The following is a 3,142-nucleotide window of genomic DNA, read 5'->3' as shown; positions in this document are numbered from 1 at the left end:
CGCAACAAGATTCTTGCCACTTCGCTGCTGATCGAAGCCTTCCTCTACGAGGAGCAGACGCGACGCGGCGTATCGCTACGCCATTTCGAAGAATTCAGTGACGTCGCCGATCACTGCACGATCTGCCACAAGTGCCTGACACCCTGCCCGGTCGATATCGACTTCGGCAGCGTTTCGGTCCACATGCGCAACCTGCTGCGCGAGCAGGGGAAGAAGCGCTTCGTTCCGGCAAAAGCTGCCGCGATGGCGTTTCTGACGATGAAGGACGCGGCGACGATCAGGTTGGTGCGTCGCCTGATGATCGGTCTCGGTTACCGCATCCAGCGCCAGGCAAGCCGGCTGGCCCGATCGCTGCACCTGGTGCAGCGGCAAACCCGGCAGCCGCCCTCGACGCTCGGCCCGCCGGCCCTGCGCAGCCAGGTCATTCACTTCATCAACAAACCCTTGCCGGGACGACTCGTGGCGCGCACCGCGCGCGCGCTGCTCGACATCGAGGACGAAAAGACGGTCGCCGTCATCCGCGACCCGCGAAAGGCGAGCGCGCCGGATTACGACGGCGAAGCGGTCTTCTATTTTCCCGGCTGCGGCTCCGAGCGCCTTTTCTCGCAGGTCGCCCTGGCCAGCCAGGCGATGCTGTATTCGATCGGCGTGCAAACCGTGCTGCCGCCGGGCTATCTCTGTTGCGGCTATCCGCAGACGGCGGCGGGTGAGGCCAACCAGGGACAGACGATCACCACCGACAACCGGGTTCTCTTCCACCGCGTGGCCAACACGCTGAACTACCTCGATATCCGGACCGTCATCGTGTCCTGCGGCACGTGCATGGACCAGCTCGAGAAGTACCACTTCGAAAAGATCTTTCCCGGCTGCCGCCTGCTCGACATTCACGAATATCTGCTGGAAAAGGGAGTCAGACTCCCGGCAGTCGACGATATCCGCTACCTGTACCACGACCCTTGCCACGTCCCCATGCGTACCCAGTCGGGGATCAAGGTGGTCAATTCCTTGCTCGCCGGCCCGCCGGTGAGCCTGTGCGAGCGCTGCTGCGGAGAATCCGGCACCCTCGCGGTGACGCGCCCGGACGTATCAACGCAGGTCCGCTTCCGCAAGCAGGAAGAAATCGAGAAGGGCGCCGGCAGGCTGCGCCAGGACGGTTTCTCCGGCACGATCAAGCTGCTTACGGCGTGCCCGTCGTGCCTGCAAGGCCTGTCACGCTTCGACGAGGACTGCCAGACCGAGGCCGACTACCTGGTGGTTGAAATGGCCCGCCGCCTGCTCGGCGCTGACTGGCTGATGAGCTACGTCAGGCAGGCCAACAGCGGCGGCATCGAACGAGTCCTTCTGTAGGCGAAAACGGCGAGCGAATGGCCGCTTTGTGATCTAGTTCCTCGCCCGTGCCGGACAGGCCGGCTATCTTCTGACCCCACAAGGCGCACCGACGCCAGGTAACAAATGGTCAGCAGGAGTCGAGGAATCATGCAGCACGAGGTTGAGACTTGCGAGTTGTGCAACTGTCCGGGCGGAGAGGTCGTCTGGGAAAGTGCACTGTGCCGCGTCGTGATGGTCGAAGACGCAGACTACCCCGGTTTCTGCCGCGTCGTCCTGCAGCGGCACGTGCGCGAGATGAGCGACCTGCCGCCGGCCGAGAGGAACCAGTTGATGAACGTCGTGTTCGCCGTTGAAACTGCCGTCCGCCAGCTTTGCCAGCCCGACAAGGTCAATCTCGCCAGCCTGGGAAACCTGACGCCGCATCTTCATTGGCACGTCATTCCTCGCTGGCGCGACGACAAGCACTTCCCGAACCCGATTTGGGGCAGTGTCCAGCGCGTCGTCGCGCAAAGGCGGAAGCCGATCGGTGTGCGCGAACTTGGCGAGCAGATCATCAACGCGCTGCGCCAAGCCCAGCGCAGCGGAACGTAATAACCTGGGGAGCGAGAAATGTCCGCAGCCCTACTAGCGAAGAGCGTGTTTACGATGAGAATTCCTGACCTGGATACCGGCTACCGAATCCTTTCCCGCTTGCCGCTGGCCAACTCCGAACAAGCGGAGCGTGAGATCACGCAGTTCCTCGACAGCCTGCTGCAGGCCCCGCCGACGGCCGAAGTCTACCTGCAGTTGCTGGAGCAGACGAGAATCTCGCTCTGTTTCATCGAAGACGAGTTGGCCAAACGTTTCGCCGATCGCGCGCTGCCGCTCGGCGATACCGAGGAGAAAGCCTTTCATCAGGTGGTCGCCACCTGGCGAAAGGTTACGCACGCCTACGCGCACTGTGCTCAGCTGCTCACCCCGGAAGATAACGAGCGCTACCAGGCGAAACTGGCCCTGATCCTGCACCGGTGCATCTACTACACCGGGATGGCGATCATCGAGCATCATCGCGCCCGCCGCCAGGTGGCGGCCGGCCTGTGGCTCGACCTGCACGGCTATTACGCGAGTGCCGAGGAGTGGAACGTTGCCTGCCTGCCGGTTCCGGATGCACTCGATCCGCTGGGGCGCAGCACGCACTGTACGGCCGCCTACGTCAGCGTGCTGCTGCTCGACGTCGCCCACCCACAGGTTCTCTCCTTCGCTGAAGTGAACCTGATCCGGCGCTGGGCAAACAACTGGTCGGCTTTGGCTGAATTACATTCAATCGATTCCCGACAACCACCGATGCACTTTGTCGTCGATCTGATGCAGGACGCCAGTCTGCAGGTACCCAGCGAGGACGGCCGGCTGGAAAACGAACGTCGCATCGATACCTCGCGCCTGATCGTCCAGATCAATGAACTGCGATCGCAGTTGCGCAAAGGGGTCACCCCGGTTCAACTCGCTCTCGGCGACGACTGCTCGGCCGTCGAATGCCATCGCCTGCTCAAACGTCTATCGCGCTTCTGGCTGTTGATGCAGGTTCCGCGCAAATACCGGCGACAAAAGGCCTCCGGGGCGACCAAGGTATGTACCGGTTTTGCCGGAATACATTACTGTCTCTCGGGCAAAGGCTTCACTCAGCCGGAGAGCGCCAGCGTCTATTCTCGTAAGGAGTTCGAAGCCCTCTTCGCTTTCCGCCACCAGCTTGACCCGGGGCAGCAGTTTTCCGCCAACCATCATGCGCAGATCGGCTTCGCCATCGACCGCTGGGATGTCCTCGACCAGTGCGCCA

General features: G+C 62.3%; 3 protein-coding genes. All 3 read left to right on the top strand.

From position 1 onward, the window contains the following. On the top strand, positions 1-1,347 hold a 1,347-nt coding region (locus tag RKP46_RS03275; RefSeq protein WP_311105299.1), incomplete at its 5' end, for a (Fe-S)-binding protein. A gap of 129 nt (positions 1,348-1,476) precedes the next feature. After that, complete coding sequence (locus RKP46_RS03270; protein ID WP_311105298.1) at positions 1,477-1,920, top strand: HIT family protein; 444 nt, start codon at positions 1,477-1,479, stop codon at positions 1,918-1,920. An 18-nt stretch (positions 1,921-1,938) separates the two neighbouring features. After that, positions 1,939-3,142: hypothetical protein (locus tag RKP46_RS03265; RefSeq protein ID WP_311105297.1), on the top strand; the 1,204-nt coding region annotated here is incomplete at its 3' end.

This window comes from Accumulibacter sp. (genome assembly GCF_031732815.1).
Taxonomy (GTDB): domain Bacteria; phylum Pseudomonadota; class Gammaproteobacteria; order Burkholderiales; family Rhodocyclaceae; genus Accumulibacter.
This window is presented reverse-complemented; position numbering and strand designations above follow the sequence as displayed.

Bases quoted from the DNA above. Each gene is read 5' to 3' on its own strand.
- RKP46_RS03270 (WP_311105298.1), top strand. From the start codon at position 1,477: ATGCAGCACGAGGTTGAGACTTGCGAGTTGTGCAACTGTCCGGGCGGA.